The 20,368-nt window shown below is 70.8% G+C and carries 16 protein-coding genes; 11 read left to right on the top strand and 5 right to left on the bottom strand.

Translation table 11 applies throughout. The annotated features are described in order from the left end of the window. Positions 1 to 117: 117 nt before the first annotated feature. Both RAN62_RS36645 and RAN62_RS36640 read right to left on the bottom strand, forming a co-directional pair. Positions 118 to 1,458: a DUF6745 domain-containing protein gene (locus RAN62_RS36645; protein WP_305789454.1), complete on the bottom strand. Its 1,341-nt coding sequence runs from the start codon at positions 1,456 to 1,458 to the stop codon at positions 118 to 120. An 11-nt stretch (positions 1,459 to 1,469) separates the two neighbouring features. Then, positions 1,470 to 1,784: a DUF8820 family protein gene (locus tag RAN62_RS36640; RefSeq protein ID WP_498371885.1), complete on the bottom strand. Its 315-nt coding sequence runs from the start codon at positions 1,782 to 1,784 to the stop codon at positions 1,470 to 1,472. A gap of 117 nt (positions 1,785 to 1,901) precedes the next feature. Here RAN62_RS36640 and RAN62_RS36635 point away from each other — a divergent pair, with 117 nt between their 5' ends. The 5 genes from RAN62_RS36635 (at position 1,902) to RAN62_RS36615 (ending at position 10,378) form a co-directional block, all read left to right on the top strand. Next, the gene (locus RAN62_RS36635) at positions 1,902 to 2,219 is read left to right on the top strand and encodes a hypothetical protein (protein ID WP_305789452.1); all 318 of its coding nucleotides are present in this window, start codon (positions 1,902 to 1,904) and stop codon (positions 2,217 to 2,219) included. Next, positions 2,216 to 3,307, top strand: coding sequence for an acyltransferase family protein (locus RAN62_RS36630; protein WP_305789451.1), 1,092 nt, complete (start codon positions 2,216 to 2,218; stop codon positions 3,305 to 3,307). Before RAN62_RS36635 ends, RAN62_RS36630 begins: the two co-directional genes overlap by 4 nt. Next, positions 3,304 to 5,565 (top strand): right-handed parallel beta-helix repeat-containing protein, encoded by a 2,262-nt coding sequence (locus RAN62_RS36625; RefSeq protein ID WP_305789450.1) that lies wholly within the window; start codon positions 3,304 to 3,306, stop codon positions 5,563 to 5,565. The genes RAN62_RS36630 and RAN62_RS36625 overlap by 4 nt, the downstream gene beginning before the upstream one ends. Before the next feature lie 143 nt (positions 5,566 to 5,708). Next, the gene (locus RAN62_RS36620; protein WP_305789449.1) at positions 5,709 to 9,437 is read left to right on the top strand and encodes a hypothetical protein; all 3,729 of its coding nucleotides are present in this window, start codon (positions 5,709 to 5,711) and stop codon (positions 9,435 to 9,437) included. A gap of 35 nt (positions 9,438 to 9,472) precedes the next feature. Next, the gene (locus RAN62_RS36615; protein WP_305789448.1) at positions 9,473 to 10,378 is read left to right on the top strand and encodes a metallophosphoesterase family protein; all 906 of its coding nucleotides are present in this window, start codon (positions 9,473 to 9,475) and stop codon (positions 10,376 to 10,378) included. A gap of 5 nt (positions 10,379 to 10,383) precedes the next feature. Here the strand turns inward: RAN62_RS36615 and RAN62_RS36610 are convergent, their stop codons facing one another. After that, positions 10,384 to 10,770 carry an HPF/RaiA family ribosome-associated protein gene (locus RAN62_RS36610; protein WP_305789447.1) on the bottom strand — a complete coding sequence of 129 codons (387 nt, stop codon included), beginning with the start codon at positions 10,768 to 10,770 and terminating at the stop codon, positions 10,384 to 10,386. Between the two features lie 96 nt (positions 10,771 to 10,866). Here RAN62_RS36610 and RAN62_RS36605 point away from each other — a divergent pair, with 96 nt between their 5' ends. The 6 genes from RAN62_RS36605 (at position 10,867) to RAN62_RS36580 (ending at position 16,754) form a co-directional block, all read left to right on the top strand. Continuing rightward, positions 10,867 to 11,208: a hypothetical protein gene (locus RAN62_RS36605; RefSeq protein WP_305789446.1), complete on the top strand. Its 342-nt coding sequence runs from the start codon at positions 10,867 to 10,869 to the stop codon at positions 11,206 to 11,208. Next, the gene (locus RAN62_RS36600) at positions 11,205 to 12,335 is read left to right on the top strand and encodes a DNA repair protein RecN (protein ID WP_305789445.1); all 1,131 of its coding nucleotides are present in this window, start codon (positions 11,205 to 11,207) and stop codon (positions 12,333 to 12,335) included. The genes RAN62_RS36605 and RAN62_RS36600 overlap by 4 nt, the downstream gene beginning before the upstream one ends. Further along, on the top strand, positions 12,332 to 13,444 hold the full coding sequence (locus RAN62_RS36595; protein ID WP_305789444.1) for a S8 family serine peptidase: 1,113 nt from the start codon (positions 12,332 to 12,334) through the stop codon (positions 13,442 to 13,444). The genes RAN62_RS36600 and RAN62_RS36595 overlap by 4 nt, the downstream gene beginning before the upstream one ends. 62 nt (positions 13,445 to 13,506) lie before the next feature. Next, positions 13,507 to 14,907 carry a family 43 glycosylhydrolase gene (locus tag RAN62_RS36590; RefSeq protein ID WP_305789443.1) on the top strand — a complete coding sequence of 467 codons (1,401 nt, stop codon included), beginning with the start codon at positions 13,507 to 13,509 and terminating at the stop codon, positions 14,905 to 14,907. A 146-nt stretch (positions 14,908 to 15,053) separates the two neighbouring features. Further along, complete coding sequence (locus tag RAN62_RS36585; RefSeq protein WP_305789442.1) at positions 15,054 to 15,854, top strand: CorA family divalent cation transporter; 801 nt, start codon at positions 15,054 to 15,056, stop codon at positions 15,852 to 15,854. A gap of 9 nt (positions 15,855 to 15,863) precedes the next feature. Next, positions 15,864 to 16,754: a CehA/McbA family metallohydrolase gene (locus tag RAN62_RS36580; RefSeq protein ID WP_305789441.1), complete on the top strand. Its 891-nt coding sequence runs from the start codon at positions 15,864 to 15,866 to the stop codon at positions 16,752 to 16,754. A 61-nt stretch (positions 16,755 to 16,815) separates the two neighbouring features. On the opposite strand, the gene pepN is transcribed toward RAN62_RS36580, so the two are convergent. Together pepN and RAN62_RS36570 are read right to left on the bottom strand one after the other, a co-directional pair. Continuing rightward, the gene (pepN, locus tag RAN62_RS36575; RefSeq protein WP_305789440.1) at positions 16,816 to 19,080 is read right to left on the bottom strand and encodes an aminopeptidase N; all 2,265 of its coding nucleotides are present in this window, start codon (positions 19,078 to 19,080) and stop codon (positions 16,816 to 16,818) included. A gap of 455 nt (positions 19,081 to 19,535) precedes the next feature. Continuing rightward, positions 19,536 to 20,348, bottom strand: a complete 813-nt coding sequence (locus RAN62_RS36570) for a TrmH family RNA methyltransferase (RefSeq protein ID WP_305789439.1) — start codon at positions 20,346 to 20,348, stop codon at positions 19,536 to 19,538. Positions 20,349 to 20,368 lie beyond the last annotated feature (20 nt).

The raw sequence follows: 20,368 nt of genomic DNA, 5'->3' as shown, positions 1-20,368 counted from the left end.
GCGGTGACGGCGGGCGGCGGGCGGTGACGGCGGGCGGCGAGTGGGTCGGTGGCGATGGCTGATATGAGCGCCGGGAGCGGTGGCCGTTGGGAGCGGCCGGGGATGGTGGTTGTCGGGTCAGGTTTGGATCTGGGGGTGGTACTCGTCGGCGGTGAGGCCGAAGGTCCAGGCGACCCCCTCGCGGGCGGTGCGGGTGCGGGGTGGGACTCGGAGCCAGTAGATGCGGTGGGTGCCGTCGGGCTCGGGGGTGGCGTTGACGACCTCGACCATGACGAGGGGCTCGTCGTTGGGGAGGGCCAGGTGCCACAGGGTGCCGGTCTCGTCGGTGTGCTGCTTGTGGGCTCCGGAGTCACGCAGGTAGCGGTCGTAGCCGTAGTGCTCCAGCATCACCCGCCGGATCTCGGCGTTGGGCTCGGCCTTGATGCGGTCGGTGGTGAGGGTGGGGAGCTCGGACGCCAGGGCGGCGGGGATGGGCATGCCGCGCCACGCCCAGAGGTGGTAGCCATCCGGGAACTGCAGAGCCGCCGTCTCGCTGTGCAGGCGGCCCACGTTGTCGCGGGAGAGCATCGTCGGGCGTTCGGTGAGGATCACGGCGTCGGCGAAGGGCCACCACCAGCCGGCCTCCTGGGCCACCGCGGCCAGACCGGCCAGGCTGCCCCGGGCGGAGGACGGACCGTCGCCGAGGAAAGCGGTGGCGGAGAAAGCGGCGGAAGAAGGAGCTGCGGAGGAGGGAGAGAGGGCGGAGAAAGCGGCGGAAGAAGGAGCTGCGGAGGAGGGAGAGAGGGCGGAGGAGGAAGAGGGAGAGGGGGCGGAGGAGGAACCGGGGGAGGGGGAAGGGCGGCCGGCGGCGGTGAGGGTGTCGGCGGCGGCGAAGGTAGCTAGCCAGGCGGCGTCGTGCTGTCCGTAGACGGCGTCGAGGACTGCTCGGGCGGCGGGTGTGGCGAGGGCGGCGGGGAGGTCGGCCAGGTCCTCGCGGAGGCGGGTGCGAAGGCGGGCGGCGATCCGGTCCATGATCAGGGTCCAGGCGCGGCGGCCGGCGGCGGCGGACAGCTGGGCCCAGCCTTCCATGCCGAAGGTGGCCAGGGCGGTGGCGCGAGCCGCGGACCAGGGAGCCGAGCGGACAGCGGTGCGGACCGCGGGGCCGGCGGTCAGGGCGGGATGCCAGCCCTGGCGGCGGAGCTCGGACTCGACATCGCGAACCCACGAGGGAACAGCGCCGGAAAGGGGCGAAGCGCCCTGGGGAGAAGGGGAAGCGAGGAGAGCGGCGGCCACGGCGCCGGCTCGAGGCGAGGAGAGCCAGTAGACGTGGGTGGGCGGCTCGAGGCCGGCGGCGCGGTAGGCGAGGGCGACGGCTTCCTCGGCGGCCGGGCGGTGGGCCGGGCCCGTGGCGAGACCGGCGGCGAGCCACTGGTCCTCGACGGCGGCCGCGGCGGTCTCCTGGGCGGGTGTCAGCTGCATCGCGGCGGCCCTCAGTCCGCGACCGGGCGGTAGGAGCCGGGCACATATTCCCGCTGGCGGACGACGCGGTAGCGGCCCGCGGGCAGGGAGATCGGGCCGTGCTCCTCGTGGGTCACGCGGCCGTGCGACGGGACGTCGATGAACATGCTCTCCGGGTTGTCGCGCTCGGCCGTCAGCGTCAGGCCCGGGCCGCCGACCACGTGGGCGTGACCGGTGGCCTCGCCGCGGGCCAGGACCATGCGGCCGCGGCGGTCACGCGGGACCGGGACCACCTCCGGCGGGATCTCCGGCACCGGAACCATCAGCACGTCACCCTGGCGATACACCGAAACCTCCCGAGAGAAGAAGCGAACACCCGAGACCGTAGACCCGGGGTACGACAGAACAAGAAGCCCTCAAGATCCGGTGCGCACCGCCGACAGTACGACGTGTGGTCAGACGGAGTGGACGCCCCAGCGCGCCCGGCCGAGGCGAAGAGCCGGAACGCCGGGCGCTGGACCACGTCCGCGGCCAAGCCACGTAACGCCGGCAGTTTCGCCCACGCCGTCGCGCCGTGGCGGCATCGGAAGCCCCGTCCGGCCGTACCGGAAATCGCGGATCGGTTGTGGCGCCCGCCGTTGGCGCTCGCGGTTTTCATCTTCGCCGCGTGCGGACCGGTCCACGCCCTCGGGCACACCGATGTCGTCTATTTCGCGGTGCTGATCGGCCTGGCGCTCAGCGCGGTGGCCGTACCTCTGGGAATGGTGGGGTTGAAGCGATGACGCACCGTTCCCTCAACGCGATCCGCGCGATCGCGGCGATTCTCGTGGTCGTCTATCACTTGCGCACCCTGCTTTTCCAGCCCGGAGACGGCTTCCTGTACGCCCTCACCGGTCTCGGCCCGGCCGCGGTGCTCGTGTTCTTCGTCCTCAGCGGTTACTGGGTCGGCGGCAGCGTGATCAATGGTTTCCGCCGCGGCACCTTCACGTGGTCGCGTTACGTGAGCGCTCGCCTGGGCCGCCTCTGGATCGTGCTGATTCCCGCGGTCCTGCTCACCTCAGTTCTCGACCATCTCGGGCTGGCCATGCTCGGGCACACGTCGATCTACGCGGGCGACGCCGCCTACCACGACACCGTGCCGGCGAGCGACCTCGCGGGGCGTCTCGACCCGCTGACGGCGCTGGGCAACGTCACGTTCCTGCAGACAATGGTCGTGCACACGTACGGCACGAACGCCTCGCTGTGGTCGCTCGCCTACGAAGCGGTCTACTACGCCGTGCTTCCGCTGGCCCTGGCGACGTGGCGCGGGACCGGCCGTACCAGATTCGTCAGCGCGGCGATCCTGCTCGCCATCCTCCTGCTCGCCGGCCCGAAGGTGCTCATGTACCTCCCGGTCTGGCTCCTGGGCGCCGCCGCGTCGCAGATCAAGGGCAAGGTGCCGCAGACCGCCCCCGCCCGGGTGGTGGCAGCGGTACTCGTCGTCGCCGCTATGGGAAGCACCTACGCCCACTACAGCAGCATCAATGTCCTCCTCCTGGCCGGAGCGACGACAGCACTCGTGATGACGCTCGCCACAGACATCAAGCGGGACAGCCGCGTCCTCGACGGGCTGAGCCGGTACGCGGAGAGCTCCTACTCGCTCTACGCGATCCACCTGCCGATCGCGGCCATGATCGCCGCGATCCTCACGCCGGACGCCGCCGCCCGCTGGGCCCCCACGCCCGGACACTGGCTGGCCCTGGCCGCCCTCACCGCCGGCCTGACGGTCGCCGGCTGGGCGTTCGCACAGGTCACCGAGCGCCACACCGACAGGCTCCGGCCGGTCCTCACCACGATCTTGCAGGGCAACCGGGCGAGGAGCGCGGCATGAAGCGAATTCTGGGACTGCTGCTCGCAGCCGTCGCCGCACCGATCTTCATGGCTCCGGCCGCCGCCCAGGCCGCCGACGCCGCCGGCTACTCGCTCGCGCCGACGGTGAGCACGACCGTGCTGACCGCGGAGAGCTGCGCGGACGACCCGCTCTGCCTCCCCGCGCCCGAGCCCGCGGGCAACGGCGCCGACGACCGTACGGCGCTCATGGCCGTCGTCGCCAAGGCCGGCGCCCTCGCCACCACGGGCGCCCCGGCCACTGTCTTCCTGCGGCCCGGCGTCTACACCCTCGCCAAGCCGCTCAAGCTGCTCCCCAACGTCAACCTGCGCGGCAGCGGCATCACCGCCACCACATTGGTCACGGCCCCGGACAGCTTCGCCAACTTCAGCTACTCCTTCCTCGTACGCCCGGACGACGCGGCCGCCCCGGTCGACGGCAGCACCTCACTGGTGTCCGACCTCACCGTGAACGGCAACTGCAAGGCGGGCGCGGGGCTCACGACGGATCGCGTGCCCCCGGCGACCTCCTGTGACCACGGCGCGTCGACGAACTCCGGCGGCGGCATCAAGGCCGGCGACCGCTGGACGATCCAGCACGTCCGCTTCACCAACCTCGAGTACTTCAAGCTGTGGATCAACGGCACGACCGGCGTCCGGGTCATTGACAACCGCTGGGACAACCTGGGCGGCGCCGGATCCGGTGACGAGGACAACATCGGTGGCGGCGGCTTCGCCACGGACACGGTCGTCTCGGACAACCAGTTCGACGGCACGATGCTGGGCAACAGCCTCGACGTGGTCAACATGAGCGGCCTGGTCTTCCAGCGGAACACTGTCTTCACCGACCCGGCGATGCTGACCCGCTTCAACCGCGAGGACAACGGCACGGTCTACTTCGAGGCCGTCACCGACTCCGAGATCCGGGACAACACGTTCTACGGCGGTCACATCGTCCTCAAGAGCAACGCCGGTTACAGCCACACGGGCAACAACAAGAACGTCACCAACCCCAAGGGCATCCTGGTACGCAACAACACCATCATCGGTTCCTACGGCTCGGGCATCACCGTGGGCTACACCGACTACACAGACCCGGACGGTTCGCTGGGCACGGGCAACGTGGCCACCGACCCGAACGATCCGAGCACGCACACGCTGTGGACCGGCGGCAACAACGTGATCCAGGACAACACGATCGACCGTCCCGCCGACGCCGGCATCCTGGTGTTCGGTTGCTACGACGCCGCCAAGACGCGCCCCGACACGATCACCGGCAACGTCGTCCGCGACGCCGGCCGCCGCAGCAGCACGGTCAGCACTGGCTGCGGCACGTTCGACGCGGTCGGCATCGGCCTGTCGATCGGCCGCGGCGACAAGGTGTACGGCAACAGCGTCACCGACTCGGCGGCGGCCAAGGGCACCTGGTACGGCGTGCAGCTCGGTTCCCGTACGGCGAAGACGACCCTGAGCAACACGGACCTCAGCGGCGGCGACAACACCAGCACCGGCGTCGTCGTGGGCGCCTACCGCTACGGCGTGGGCTCCCCGGAGACCCCGGTCGGCGACACCGCGTCCCGGACCGGTGGCAGCGCGACGCTCACCTGGCGCGAGTCGACGGCACTGTCGGGCATCCCGGTCGGCGGCTACCGCGTCTACCGCAACGGGACATTGATCGCCGATCTGCCCGCCGGCAGCACCCCGGTCCCCGGCAACCTGTTGTCCGACAACGGCACCGGCTGGACGGCCGGCACCAAGTCGACGACCGTCACGCCGAAGAACGGCATTCTGACCGTGGCCGCGACCGCCGCCGGCACCGCCAGCGCGCAGGGTCCCGTCACCACGGTCACGCCGGGGAAGACGTACACGGCGACTGCGTCTTTCAAGAGTGACAACGTGGGACGCAGGGTGCGCACGGGACTGGTGTGGCTCGACGCGAATGGCACCGCCGTCTCCTCGAAGCTCTACACGTCCAACACCGCGACGTCGGACTCGGCCGACGGGTGGATCACGAGCACTTTCGCGGCCCAGGCGCCGGTGAACGCGGTTTCCGCGCGCGTGCTGACGGTCGTGGAGGGCGTTTCCGCGGGGGAGATTCACTATCAGGGCCGGCTCGGGCTCTCTGCGGGCACGTCCACGCAGTCTTTCGACGATGCCGGCGCGCCTTCTTCGGGCGCTGTGTCGTATCAGGTCGTCGCCTACCGTACGGGGGGCGTTTCGGGCTCCGAACTGTCGTCTCCGGCTGTCCTCACCCTGTCCTGACCTATTTTTTTGTCTCTGGCCGGTCCCCTCGGGGGCCGGCCTTTTTCCTTACACACAGAACTCTACGGCCCGGGTTTCAAGCGAACCTCAAGGCCGGTCAAGGGCAAAGTAAGGAAACGGCGGGACACGCCGATGGTGCTGGTGTGACCATCAACCGTGCGGCGTTCGTGGCCGCGCGGCCCTATCTGATCGTGCTGGCGCTCGACGCGGTGATCGTGAGCCGCTGGTTCCGCACGGGCACGTTCATCGCGACCGGCGACATGGGCGCCTTCATCCGCCGCGGCTGGCTGCCCGAGGTGCTGTGGGCGTGGAACCACCAGACCACCGGCGCCGGATCGGCCGGCTACACCATGTGCCGCTGGCTCGAGTACATCCTGATCTGGATCTGTCACCAGGTCGGCCTCACCGAGTACTCCGCGCAGTGGATGTTCTACACGTGCATCTACGGGCTGGTCGGCTTCGGCATCGCGTACCTGGCCGGGGCCTTCGTCAAAAGCGAGCCGGCCATCGTTGCGGCGGGCGCGTTCGGCCTGCTCAACGGCTTCTTCCTGACCCGGCTGCCGAATCCCCTCAACATCATCTCGGTGGGCTCGGTGGCCTTCATCACCGGCGTCGCGCTCCGCGTGGCGCTGGGCCGCCGCATGCCCGCCCCGATCGCGGGCTTCGCGCTGATCCCGACGTCGTTCCTCAGCTTCAACCCGCCGATGCTGCTGGTCGCGTACGCGTGGGCGGTCGCCGGCACCCCGCTGGTGGCCGCGCTGATCATCGGCCGTGACGGCGCCAAGCGGCTGCTCCTGTGGTTCATCCGCGGGGCGCCCTGGGCGATCGGCCTCAACCTGTGGTGGCTGCTGCCGCTGGCCAACCAGTACGTCGGCGGCGGGGGCGCCACGGCCAACGCCACCTTCACCGACCCCACCAACTGGTCGTGGTCGCAAGTCAACAACCTGCCGCCGAACATTCTCACGATGGTCGCCAACTGGGCGTGGTTCCGGCCGCAGTACCTGCCGTTCGCCGAGGCCCTCGACCAGCCGTACTGGATCTGGATCCGCTATCTGCTGCCCGCGCTGGTGTTCCTCGCGCCACTGCTCGCGCCCAAGCGGCTGCGGCGGCTGGCCTTCGGGCTGATGTTCCTGATCCTCATCTTCGTCTTCCTGGCCAAGGGGCTTCGGCCACCGCTGAACCAGATCAACCTGTTCCTCTACACGTACGCTCCCGGCTTCTGGCTCTTCCGGGAACCAATGAGCAAACTCGGCCAGCTGCTCGTGTCCTTCTTCGGCGTGATGCTGGCGATCGGCGTCGAGGGGCTGCTGGCCCTGCTCCGGACCAAGGTGACGTGGCCGGTTTGGCCCAGGCGGTTGGCGTACGCGGGATCGGCCGTGCCTTTGCTCTTGGTCCTGGCCTATCCGTGGCCGCTCTACACGGGTGCCGTGATGCCGGACGAGCGGCCCACCCAGCCCTCCACGCATGTGCGCGTGGCGGACTACTGGTGGGACGCGGCCGAGCGCATCGACGCCGACCCGCGCCCCGGCAAGGTGCTGGTGCTGCCGCTGGACGACTACTACCAGATGCCCACGACCTGGGGTTTCTTCGGCGTGGACACGATCGCGAACCTGCTCGTCCAGCATCCCGTCGTGCAGCGCAAGCCCGACGGCTACTTCGGTGACGTGCCCGGCTTCAACTCCGACGTGCAGGCAATCGAGACCGCGCTGGTCAGCGGGGATCTGGTGCCCGTGCCGCGGCTGCTCGACGCCCTCGGTGTGAGCACTGTCATCATCCGGCACGACCTGGTCCGCGGGCTGCCGAACCGGTACTTCGCCGACGACCGGGTGCTCTCGGCGGCCATGGCCCGGGTGCCGGGCGCGGAGCTCGACGTCGACGGGACGCTGCAGATCTGGAAGTTCAACGGGGGGACCTCACCCACCGTGCGTACGTATGACCGGGTCCTGGACGTGCCGGCGCGGGCCGATGCCGGGGCCGCCGTGCTCGGGACGGTCGACACGCAGACCGCGGTCCAGGCGCGCGTCGACACCGCCCCCGCTGCCACAAGTCCGCAGGTCGCGACGACCGCCGCCGTTACTCCCGACGTCGTGCACTGGCCGGTGCCGGCGATCGACGAGGGCTCGCCGACCACCACGATCGACGTGCCGGCCGGTAAGTACACGCTCGCGCAGCGGGCCCGCGCCGGGGCCGTGCTGACGCCGATCATCTCGTCGGGCCGGCTCATCCTGCGCGACCCGACCGCGGTCAAGGTCGACGGCAAGACCGTGTCGCAGCGTCCGGATCTGATCGTGCCGCTGCCCGCGGGCAAGAAGATCGAGGCCGTGCAGGCGGGCAGCCGCATCGTGTCCATGGACGGGTGGAGCACCGGCGGCAAGCCCGGTCCCGTGCCGGTGGGCTCGGCCACCGACCTGACGCTCTACACGAAGGCGGAGGATCAGGTTCCCGTCTCGGACTACTACCCGGTCTTCGACTGCAACAACTACGAGCCCCGGCCGCCCGCGCTGCTGCAGCTGACCGAGAAGCGGCTGGGAGCCACGATCCGGCTGCACGCCGCCGACCACGCCGCGTGCACGAAAGTGGTGATCAAGAACGCCCAGCCCGGCGACACGTACCGGATCCGCCTGCAGTACCGGCACATCGCCGGCACCCGGCCGCAGATCTGCATCTTCCAGTCCGGCTCGTCCGGCTGCGAACTGGCGCCGCGCGCGATTCTCGACGACGAATGGGCCTCCTACGAACGCATTCTCACGCTCGACGGCGTCGCCGGGGATCTGCAAGTCATCCTGCACGCCGACGCGGGCGAGCGGTTCAGCCCGGCCACGGTCACCGAATATCGCAACCTGACCGTGGAAACGCTGTCCGCCTCCGAGCCGCAGGAGATCTGGCCGCAGCCCATTGCCGACGTGACCGTTCCCTTGACGGCCGGCCGGCACGAGTTGCGCGTCGACGGCGGTTTGTCGGGCTCGGTGCTGGCGCCTTTCGAGCCGCTCGAGGACTGTTTCCGCTACGACGACGAGACCGCCGACGAGGCCGGACTCGGCGCCGAGTCGCAGATCGGGGCCGACGGGGAAACGACGTACACCCTCAGTGCCGTGCGCCACCTCGCGTGCATCGGCGCGCAAGCCGATGTGGGGGCGTCGTCACTTTACGAATACTCGATGGAGGCGCGCAGCGTCGCCGTCCGCAATCCGAAGTTCTGCTATTTCCTGCGCGGGCCGGACCTGTGCCGCACGATGCCGTCCGTCGCGGTCTGGGACGGGTGGACCAGTTATCAGGCGCTGGTGCCGCCCGACCCCAACGCGGTGGAGACCCGCGTCTATCTGTACGGGCTCCGTGACCTCAAGGGCGTGCAACAGTCCCAGGTCGAATATCGCAAGGTGAAGTTGCGCCCCCTGTCGACGCCCTCGGCGATCGTCATGGTCCGGCAGGAACCCGTTTCTTCGACCGCCGCCGTCGCCTGGGACAAGAACAACCCCACCCAATACTCCGGTACGGTCACCAGCGCCGGACCGACGGCGGTCGCGCTCGCCGAGAATGCGGCGCCGGGGTGGATCCTGACCGGCATCGACGGCGCCGAGAAGGTGACGCTGCAGGGCTACATGAACGGCTGGCTGCTTCCGGCCGGTGGCGATTTCACGATGCGCTACACGCCGGCGAAGCTCTCGCGCTACGCGCTCTACATCTTCCCGGTGACCATCGTGGCGTCGCTTTTGTGCATGTATCTCGTGCGGCTGCCTCCCGGGCGGCCCGCGATCTGGGTCATGCGGCACCGGCGCAAGTGGCGGATCGAGCTGCTGTGGGCGCGGCGGCCGCGGCCGGTGCGCTGGGTCTTCGGTCGTCTCCGCCGGCGGCTTCCCCGGCGGTTCGCATGAAACGCCGCCGCCGCTTGCTCGCTTTGATCGCCGCGGTGGTGGTCATTGTGCTGGTCGTGCTGTGGCTGCTCAGCCGGTGCACGGCCGGGCCGTCGACCGTGCGGGTGGCCGCTGTCGGGGACATGGTGTGTGACCCGGCCGACCCGAACTTCGCCAACACCGCGCGGGACAAGGGCGACAACTGCCGCCACGGGGCGGTGTCGGACCTGGCGGTGGCGCTGCAACCGGCCGTCTTCCTGGGGCTCGGCGACTTCCAGTACGAGCTGCCGAAGGCGGCCGCGTACCGCAGCGTGTACCAGCAGAGCTACGGCCGGCTGTACGCGAAGACGATCCCTGTCTTCGGGAACCAGGAGTACAAGGTCCAGGACGCCAACACGTTCACCGACTACTTCGGGAGCCGCATCCTCGACCCCAAGGGCTACTGGTCGCAGGAGGTCGGGCGGTGGCATGTGGTCGTACTCAACTCGAACTGCGCGGCCGTGGCGGGCGGGTGCGGGACCGGATCGCCGCAGCAGGAGTGGCTCTCCCACGATCTCCAGGCCAACGGGCGCAAGTGCGTGCTCGCCGCGTGGCATCACCCGCGCTGGTCGACGGGCATCGCCGGGCACGACCCGCGCACCGCGGACCTCTACCAGACCCTGTACGACCACGGCGTCGAGCTGGTGCTGTCGGGCCACGACGCCGATTACGAGCGCTTCGGCCCGCTCGACCCGGCCGGCAAGCCCGACGACAAGGGCGTCCGGCAATTCGTCATCGGTACGGGAGGACAGGCGCATTACCGCCCGGTCGAATCAGCCGCCGCGCCGGCCGGCGAATTCGCCGACTACGACCATCACGGCGTGCTCGAGCTGAACCTGGCGCCGGACTCGTACGACTGGAAATTTCACGTCCTGGAAGGCGAGAGCCCGGCCGAAGACGCCGGCCGGGCATCGTGCCACTGAGTGCTCTATTCCTCGGGCTCGTCCGGGAGCGCCGTGGCCAGCTTGGTCTGCAGGTGCCGGTTGTGCCGGGGCTCCTGCCGCACCTTCGACTCGTCCAGCTTGCGCCGCAGGTCGTCCCGGCAATCGTTGAGGGCCGCGTGCAGATCCTCCTCGGACGAGGTGGTCACGATCTTCGTCCGGCCGGCGATCCAGCACTCGAGGGTGACCTTCTGCCCCTTCGCGGCCCGGTCCTTGACGGAGACTTCCAGCTCCGTCGTGTCGGCCGGGAAAGCGGCGAGCCTGGCATCGAGCGTGGAGAACTGCTCGGCGATCCAGACACGGTCACCCTGTGAGAAACCGGCCCCGGCCCGGAGGCACAGCTCCACGGTGGCCGGGTCAGTTGCGACACTCATGCGATTCTCCCTTCGTTGGGTGATCCGTTCCGTACCCTTTCTGGGCCCCGCTGAACCGATCCCGCGCCACCAACGTGTCAAGGGCGGAGGTGGCTCATGGCAGACGGGGTGCGCATCGAGACCGGCCAGGTGGCCGAGGTCGCGTCGAAGCTGGCAGCGGACGCCGACGAGGGCTTCGCCTCCGCCGTCGCCCGCAGCGCGACCCTCCACGCCCACGGCGTCGTCTTCGGCGCGGCCGTCCCGGGCGGCACGATGCTGGCGGCCAAGGAAAGGTACGCGCGGGCGCTCGCCTACACGGACGCCAACCTGCGGGCGTACCGTCGGATGGCCGCCCTGCTCGCCGCGCAGGCGGATCAGGTTGTCCGGGACCTCGGCGCGGCCGACCGGATCTCCGCGCAGTCCCAGCAGCGCCTCGCCGACCTTCTGGGGCAGTCATGACCGACTGGGCCGCCTACAACCTCCCGGCCATCTGGACCATGCTGCGCCGCGAGGACACCTGCACGGCCAGCGACCGGGTGGCCAACTGGGAGGCGCTGGCCGGCGACGTGCGGGAACAGCTGGCCCGGCTGCGGGCGGCGCGCGACCGGCTGGCCGAGGCGTGGCCGCCGGGGGAGAACGCGTCGGCCCGGGCGTACCTCGATCGGATGGACCTGGTCGCGGCGTCGATGCAGGAGACATTGACGCGGGCGGAGGACATTCGCGCCGGGTTGCGGGGGATCGTGGAGGCGCTGGGGGAGGCGCAGGCGGCCGTGCGGCCGCTGGCGGAGGAGCGGGCGGTGGCGAGCACGGATTTGATCCCGCGCTGGGCGGACCATGCCGAGGACGAGTACGACGCCAAGGCCCGGGCCGCGATGCAGCGCGCGGAGGCCGCGGTCGCCGACCACACCGCCCAGCTCGAACCGCCCCGCCTCTTCGAGGTCCGCGACGACCTGGGTGGTCTGGGCGGCGACTTCGATCCGGTGGCGCCCGGAGGTGGTGCCGCTCTTCCGGTGCCTGTTCCTGTGCCGCACAACCCGCCGGAGCCGTCAGCCGGGGTGTCGCCCGTCGCGGGGGCGGAGGCGGGTCTGGCCGGCATCTCGGCCGGGGTGCCGCCTGCGGGAAACGGGCCGGCCCCCGTGCTGCCGTCGCCGGGTACCTCGGGGGGTGCGCTGCCCGGCTCGGTCATCGGTGCGGCCGGGGTGATAGGGGCAGCGGGAATCATCGGCGGTGCTGCCGGCGCGGCGGGTGGGTTGGGTGCGATCTTCGCGCCGTCCCGGCGAGGCGGGTCCGGAGGGGTGACGCCGCCGGGCCGGGATTCGACGGGCGGCCGTCCGCCGGGAGGACTGACGCCGGCCGGCTCGCGAACCGGACTCGCGGCGGCGGCCGGCCCGGCTCCGGCGCAACCGATCCCGCCGATGACCGGCGGCCGCCGCCCGAGTCACTCCGCGCCGGACGCGCCCGCGGCGGACGGTGGCGTGGCGGACGAGATCTGGGAAGTCCGCGAGGGCGTCGCACCGATCATTCGGCCGTCCCGGCGGCGAGCGCGGCACGACCCGGGCCCCGGTGTCATCGGAGGCGCCGCTTGATTGGATCCCGCCTCGCCGCTTGCGTCGCCTCGGTGCTGGTGCTCACCGCAGCTCCCGTGCAAGGGGCGGAACCGGCGTGGGCGGCCGACGGTGTCCGCGCGGCGCAATGGCACCTGGCCGCGGTCGACGCCGGGAAAGCGCACCGGATCAGCCTCGGTGCAGGGGTGACTGTCGCCCTCGTCGACACCGGGGTCGAAGCCGGTCACGACGATCTGGCCGGTGCCGTGCTGCCGGGCGTGGACCTCTTCCCCGATCCGCTGGGCGACGGCCGGGACGACATCGACGGGCACGGGACCGAGATGGCCGGGATCATCGCGGGCCGGGGGCACGGCGGCCGGACAGGAGTGCTCGGGATCGCGCCGGCCGCGATGATCCTGCCGATCCGGGGGCCCATCAAAAACATGGCGACCTCCGAGTTCCTGACGCGGGCGGTGGCTTTTGCGCGGGAGCGGGGCGCGGGGGTCGTGAACATGTCGTTCGGGACGGGGGACACCGACGTTTTGCGGGCTGCGGTGCGGGCGGCGGTGGCGGCGGACATGGTGGTGGTGGCGGCTTCGGGGAATGTGGGGAGTGGGGCCGGGGAGTTTCCAGGGCGGTATCCGGAGGTTGTCACGGTCGGGGCGGTGGGGCGTACGGGGAAGGTGGCGCATTTTTCTGTTACCGGGCCTCAGGTCGATCTCACCGCGCCCGGGGTGGACATTGTCACGACCGGGATCGGGCGGACCGGGTACTACCGGGGGAGCGGGACCAGTGAGGCGACCGCCGTGGTCAGTGGGGCGGCGGCGCTGGTGCGGGCGGCGTATCCGGAGCTCAACGCGGCCGAGGTGGTGCGGCGGTTGACCGTGACCGCTGCGGATGCGGGGCGGCCGGGGCGGGACGACACGTACGGGTTCGGGCGGCTCGATCTCGTGCGGGCACTCACCGCTGATGTGCCGCGGCTTGACCGGCAGAAGCCACAAATCGCCACCGTGCGGCCGACGGCGGAGACTGCGGCGGGTCCGGCCCCGAAACGGGTTCCGCCGCTCGTGGTGACTGGGATCGCGGCGGCGGCCGTGGTACTGGCCGGGGCCGTGATTGTGGTTGTGATGCTGGCCCGGCGCCGGGATTGACATCTAAGGTCGTAAATATGATTCTGCGGGCGGCGGTTGCCGCGTTGTTAGCGTTCGTGCCCATGAGTGCTGTTCCGGACCAGCCGACCGCCGAGGCCGGCAACCCCTTCGTCGACGGCTGGTACGCCGATCCCGACGTCGCCGTCTACGACGGGCGCTACTGGGTCTATCCGACCTCCTCGCGCCCCTATGACGAGCAGACCTATCTCGACGCGTTCTCCTCGGACGACCTGGTCCACTGGACGAAACACCCCAACATTCTCACCACGGCCAATGTCTCGTGGGCCCGGCGCGCGGTGTGGGCCCCGGCGCCGGTGGCGCGCAACGGGAAGTACTACTTGTTCTTCGGCGCCAACGACATTCAGAGCGACGCCGAGCTCGGTGGCATCGGGGTCGCCGTGGCCGACAAGCCCGAGGGCCCCTACGTCGACGCGATCGGCGCGCCGCTGATCGACCGATTCATCAACGGGGCCCAGCCCATCGACCAGGACGTGTTTGTCGACGACGACGGGCAGGCCTATCTGTTCTACGGCGGCTGGGGTCATGCCAACGTTGTCAGGCTCAGTGACGACCTCACGAGCACGGTCGGCGACTTCCGGGAAATCACCCCGGCGAACTACACGGAGGGCTCGCAGGTCTTCCAACGGAACGGCAAGTACTACCTGATGTGGTCCGAGGGCGGCTGGACCGGCCCCGACTATTCGGTGTCCTATGCGATGGCGGACAGCGTGCTGGGGCCGTACACGAAAATGGGTAAGGTCCTCACGCAGGACCCGGCGGTGGCCAAGGGATCCGGCCACAACGGCGTCCTCAATGTCCCGGGCACCGACATCTGGTACCTCGTCTATCATCGGCGCCCGCTCAGCGAGACCGACGCCAATCACCGGCAGCTCGCCTACGACCGCATGACGTTCGCCCCGGACGGCACGATCAACCCCGTCACCATGGGCGTACGCGACAATTTCGCCGACGGCAACGCGAACGGCTGGAGAACGTACGGCTCGTCGTGGTCCGCGACGGACGGCACCTATCGGGCGACCGCCTCGGCCGGGGGCAAGGCATTGCTCGACACCAATTTCGGTGACCTGACCTACGACGCCGACGTCACTCTCACGTCCGGATCCGGCGACGCGGGTGTGGTGTTCCGAGTGACTCAGCCCGCGATCGGCACCGACAGTTATCGCGGCTATTACGCCGGGATCAGCGCCGCGGGCCGGCTCGTGCTCGGCCGCGCCAATTACGGCTGGACGCAGCTCGCGGCGGTGCCCCTCGCCGTCACGCCCGGCCGGCGATACCACATGCGGGTCGAGGCCAGAGGACCGCAGATCACCGTGTACGCCGACAATGTGCGCCTGGACGCGACGGACGCGACTTTCACCACGGGTGCCACGGGCGTGCGCGTTTTCCAAGCGGCCGCGGGCTTCGACAACATCAGCGTCGCCAAGGCGGCCGCGGCGAATTGAGCGGGACGGGCAGGGCGTGGGCCGTCCCCGCGCGCAGCCCGTCCAGCGCCGGCGCCAGTGACCGTCGCCACGCCTCCGGCGCGATCCCGGCCGCTTCGAGCCTGAGGTTCATCTCCTGTTCAAGCGGCCGGGGCAGCGTACGCGGAATGGAAGTGTGGTGGTTGACACCCGGTCAGGGTGCGGAGGCGCGCACCGTCGCGGAGCTGCCGGAGCTGCTGCGCCGGGAGGACGGCTTCGTCTGGGTCGACGTGGCGCACTGCTGGCCCGGTGACGCCCAGGTGCTGCGGGACGTCTTCGGCTTCCACGCGCTCGCGGTGCAGGACTGCGTCAAACGCAATCAAGTGCCCAAGGTTCACGCGTACGCGGACCATGTCTTCGTCGTTCTCCACGCCCCCGAACGCGGGCGCAACGGGCACGTCCACTACGTCGAACTGGACCAGTTCGTGGGGCCGAACTACGTGGTCACCGTGCACGGGCCGACCAACGAGGCCGTGGGGCTGGAACGGTCGCTCGCCGACACCGCCGCGGTCCGGCACCGGGTCGAGAGCGGGCGCTTCCGGCCGGCGTCGCCGTCCGAGCTGTCGTACGCGATCGTGTCGACCCTGGCCCGGCGTCAGGAAGCGTTCGTCGAGCAGCAGACCGGCGAGGTCTGGCGGCTGGAACAGACCGTCAGCAGCGGGCACCTCGGCGACCCGGAGAAGTTCCTCGAGGAGATGTTCCGGGCGCGGCACGGCCTGGTGACCGGGCGCACCATGGCGGTCGCCGCCGAGCGCCTGGCCGTGATCGCGGTCATCACGCTGCCGGTCACGGCCCTGTCCTCCATCTACGGCATGAACCTGATCGTCAACGACAGCACCCACGTCGGCCAGCTCGTCCCGGTCCTCCTCGTCATGCTGGCCATGTCGGTGTGCCTGCTCATCTGGGCCAGGCGCCAGGGCTGGTGGTGAGATCGGAGGATGTACAGGGGCGACTTTCACGTGCACTCGCGACGCTCGCACGGCGGCGAGCTGACTCCAGAACAGCTCATCGCGGCGGCTCGCGCGAGCGGACTCGACTTCATCGCCGTCACCGAGCACAACACCATCGCCGGGTACGACGAGTGGGCGCCACTCTCCGGCGATCTGCTCGTCATCCCGGGCCAGGAGGTCGTCACCGAGACGGGTCACTGGCTGGCGCTCGGCCTCCGCGGCAACGACGTCGACCAGGTTCTTCGAGCCGGCGGTCTCCGCGTGGTGGCACACCCCTGCGCGCCGTATCCTTCCGGTACCTTCGAGCATTCGTACGAGGGATTCGATCTCGTCGAGGTCTGGAACGGGCCCTGGACCTCGGACCTCCCGTGGCAGGCGGACAACGAGTCGGCCCTGGCCGGGTGGGCCCGCGACCTGGTCACCGGGGTCGAGCGGGGGCGGTGGCGGCCGGCGCTCGGCAACAGCGACGCACACCTGCACGGTCAGATCGGCACTCCCCACACCGTGGTGCTGACCGATGAGCTGAGCCGGGATGCTGTGCTGGCCGCCGTTCGCGCGGGGCACTGCTGGATCGCCGAGTCGGCCGGCGTCGGGCTCTCCTTCGCCGCCGCCGCCGGTGGTCGAACAGCTCAGATCGGCGAGCGCCTGGAGACGGGCGGGGAGGACGTCGCGGTGAGGGCGGAGGTGAGCGGGGTGCCGTCCGGAACGGTGACTTTTCATACGGGACGCGGTGTGGCGTACCAGGCGGAGCTGTCGTCCGAGGGCAGCGGGACGATCACGTGGTCGCTCCGCGACGGACGGCCCGGGTTCGTGCGGGTCGAGGTTCGCCATCCCGGCGGGGGCATGGCCGCGCTCACCAATCCGATCGCGCTGGACTGAGGCGGCTCCTCACGACCACGCGCGGAGGGGATCAAACGGACGGACGGCGACGCGGGGGCGATCAGAGACGCGCTGAGGTGACCGTACGGTCGTCGAGCTCGTCCTCCCACAACCGGCGCAGAACCGTGGGGACGCCGGTGCGCAGCTGGTCGCGTACCAGGTCAAGCTCGTCCGCAGTGAGCTCGACCGCCGGGAAGGCCCGCCCGACCGCCTGGCCGAACGCCGACCCGCGCCGCGCCAGCTCCGGAGCCGCGGCGACATAGGCGGCGATGTACGGGGTGGCGAGGTCGCGCTGGGACCAGAGGCCCGTGGCCAGGGCGCGGAAGCGGCGCACGGACACCGTGGGATCCGTCATCGCGGCCCAGGCCCCGGCCTTCGCGTCGGGGTGCGGGCGGGCGGCCAGGGCGGTGGCGGCGCCGAGGTCGCCTGCGGTCGTGCCGTCGCGCAGCCGTTCGGCCTCGATCGCGGCGGCGTCGAGAGCACCCAGCGTGGCCAGGCGATGGACGACGGACCAGCGGAGCTGGGGGTCGAGCGGCAGCCCGTGGTCGGTGGCGCCGGTGTCGAGCCAGCGGCGGAGCAGGGCGGTGTCGGTCGTGGAGCGGGCCAGTCCGCGCGCCCGGGGGACGTCGGAGGCGTTCGCGCAGGCCGCGGCGATGCGGTCGAGGGCGGCCGGCGTGACGTGACGGAAGGCGCGGTCGAGGGCGGCGGTCACCAGTGTGGAGGACGGCTCGTGCGGGAGGTGCCGGGCCAGCAGGTCGAGGTCGAGCAGCTCGGCCCACAGCACCGCGCGGACGAGCGGGTCGGCCACCTCGGTCAGGCCGGCTTCGAGCACATCCCGGGAGTACGCGTCGAGGTCGAGCCGCGCGAAGGTCTCGCCGCCGGCGTTGGGCACGACGACGAGTCCCGCGAACTCCGGCAGGGCGACGGGCTCGTCCTCGAGATCGACGAGCCGGGTGGCGACCGGCTGCAGCGACGGGGTGTACGCCGCCACGGTGAACCGGTGCGGCCGGATCCCCGAGCGGGTCAGCACCGGCACGTCACCTTCGCGGGAGACAGTGATCGTGTCGTGGCCGGACTGCCGGAGCCAGACCCTGGCCCACGTACGCACGTCGCGCGGCGAGGCGGCGTCCAGTGCGGACACCAGATCCTCCAGCGTGGCGTTGGCGAAGCGGTGCCGGGTGAGATGCGCGTTGACGCCGGCCAGGAAGTCCGGCTCGCCGAGCCACGTGACGAGCTGGCGGAGGACGGCGTTGCCCTTCCCGTACGAGATCTCGTCGAAGATGGTCGTCGCGGTGCCCACGTCCGGGACGTCCTCGGTGAAGGGCGCCACGGGGTGCGTCGACCGGCGCCGGTCGGCCCGGTAGGCGCCCGGTTTCCGCTGCGCCTCGAAGGCGACCCGGTCGCCGTGGGTCTCGTACCCCATGTAGTCGGCGAACGACTCGTTGAGCCACATGTCCTCCCACCACAGCGGCGTGACGAGGTCGCCGAACCACATGTGCGCCATCTCGTGGGCGATGACCATGGCACGCTCGCGGCGCTCGTCGTCGGTGATACGTCCGCGCGGCAGCTTGGCCTCGTTGACCGTGACGCAGCCCGGGTTCTCCATCGCGCCCCAGTTGAGCTCGGGCACGAAGACCTGGTCGTACCGGCCGAACGCGTACGGCTCGGTGAAGATCCGCGCGTAGTGGTCGAAGCACTCCTCGGTCACCCGGCGCAGCTCGGCGGCGTCCCGCTCCAGCTCCGCCGCGAGCGAGCGGCGGGCGTGCCAGCCCATGGGCACGCCGCGGTGCTCCCAGCGGATCGAGTGGTAGGGCCCGGCCACGACCACGAACTGATTGCAGGGAATCCTGGCCGGGCCGGAATTGGACAGGACGGTCCAGGCCGGGTCGGCCGTCACCGTCACCGTGACGGACGCCTTGAGATCCATCTGATCGAAGCACGCGAACAGCCGCTGCGTGATGTCCAGCCCGAGGTACGCGCCGACATACCGCTCGCCGTCCACCGGATCGGTGAAGGTGTGCATCCCCTCGCCGTCGGTCACATAGGACAGCCGCGCGTCCACGACCACCTCGTGCCGGCCCGGCGCCAGACCGTCCAGCGAGATCCGCTTCCCGTCGTACGCGGCCGGCGCGCACGCCCCGTCGACGGTGACGACGAGCTCCGAAGCCCGGTGCAACTCGAGGAACGTGTCACCGCCCGTGGTCCGGAACCGCACGGTCACCCGGCTGCGGAAGAACTCCGCCGACGTGACATCGAGCGCCAGCTCGTACGAGACGTCGTCCAGCATGGCGGCCCGGGCGCGAGCCTCGTCCAGAGTCAGCGACATGCCTACAAGTCATAGCCGGTCTCGGCCAGCCTGAGCCAGCGCTCGACGTCGGCGGGGCCGTGGTGGCGGATCGCCCAGTCGGTGAGGCGGATGCCCATGTGGGCCCAGGACAGGCGCAACACCTGCGGGGGTACGGCGGCTCGCAGTCGCGCGTCGAGCTCGGCGGCCAGGGCCGGGGCGTGTCCGGTCCACGACGGCGGGCGGGCGGCCGGGCAGCCGGGACTGCACAGCGACGTTCCGGCCCAGGACCTCAGCCATCAGCTGATAGTCGGCCACGGGAAGCCCGGCGGCGCGCGCTGTCGCGAGGATGGGCTGCGCGGCGGCCGTACCTTCGGTCAGCACTGCCGCACGCCCGTCCGGGTGCCGCACGTACGCCGCGCCGACCTCCCCGCCGGGGCACGGGCCCTCGTAGGTCAGGCCCAGCCGGGCGGCGATCTCCTCGACCGGCAGCCGGGTCATCGCTGCTTGCGCTGGCGGGCGGCTTCGTAGAGGGCGACCGTGCCGGCGGCTGCGGCGTTCAGCGAGCTGGCCGCGCCGGTGATCGGGATGCGGACGATCGCGTCGCAGGCGTCGCGCCAGGCGGTGCTCAGGCCGTGCGTCTCGTTGCCGACGGCGAGCAGGGTCGGGCCGGTGAGATCGTGGTCGGCGATGTCGTCCGGCCCACGCTCGTCGGTTCCCACGACCTGCATCGGTACGTCCAGAGCGCCCGCCCAGTCGAGCACCTCCCGATGGCTCGGCACGCGCACGACGGGCAGCGCGAACAGCGAACCGGTGCTCGCCCGGACACTCCGCGGGTCGTACGGGTCGGCGGCGTGTCCCGTCACGATCAGCCCGGTCGCCCCGAACGCGTCGGCCGAGCGGAGCAGCGTGCCGATGTTGCCGGGCGTCGCCGGGCGGTCGAAGACGACGATCAGCTGCTGGGGGCGTACCGGAATGCGGGAAAGCTCGTCACCCGGGAGCGCGACCACCGCGAGCAGCTCGGGTGCCTCCTCGTCCTTGCCCCCGAGCTCGGCCATCAGCTCGGCCGCGACCAGCGCCCGCGGCGCCCCGGACGTCTCGGTCAGCTCCCGCGCCCACCGCGACAGGCCGCCGCCGTCCGACACCAGCAGCGTCCGGATCTCCCACCCGAACTCCACCGCCAGCGAGATCGGCCGCACCCCCTGCACGACGAACTCCCCGGCCCGCTGCCGCTTCGTCCGGTTGCCGAGCAGTGCCTGCCACTGCTGGAAGGTCGCGTTCCGCGTGGTGATCCTCGGTGTCCTGGGCACGCCGACCGACATTACGGCCC

The organism is Symbioplanes lichenis (assembly GCF_030709675.1).
GTDB lineage: Bacteria > Actinomycetota > Actinomycetes > Mycobacteriales > Micromonosporaceae > Actinoplanes > Actinoplanes lichenis.
This window is presented reverse-complemented; position numbering and strand designations above follow the sequence as displayed.